Here is a 268-nt window from a genome sequence, read left to right as displayed (position 1 = left end):
CCTCGGCCTCGATGCCGCCCACGCCCCAGCCGAGCACGCCCAGGCCGTTGACCATCGTCGTGTGGCTGTCGGTGCCGACCAGCGTGTCCGGATAGGCGATCGTCGCGCCGTCGGCGTTCTTCGACGACCAGATCGACTGGGCGATATATTCGAGGTTCACCTGGTGGCAGATGCCGGTGCCCGGGGGCACCACCGAGAAGTTGTTCAGCGCCTTGGAGCCCCATTTCAGGAACTCGTAGCGCTCGGCGTTGCGCTCATATTCGAGGGC

The 268-nt window shown here is 65.7% G+C and carries 1 protein-coding gene; it reads right to left on the bottom strand.

What is annotated here, in order from left to right; all coding sequences use genetic code 11:
- Window positions 1-268 (bottom strand): aconitase family protein (locus tag NLU14_RS21960; protein WP_275710610.1); only part of this gene is annotated, 268 nt, incomplete at both ends.

Source organism: Marinobacter iranensis, from assembly GCF_029207565.1.
GTDB classification, from domain to species: Bacteria; Pseudomonadota; Gammaproteobacteria; order Pseudomonadales; family Oleiphilaceae; genus Marinobacter; species Marinobacter iranensis.
Note: the sequence above shows the minus strand (reverse complement) of the source record. Positions and strands in the feature narration are given on the sequence as shown.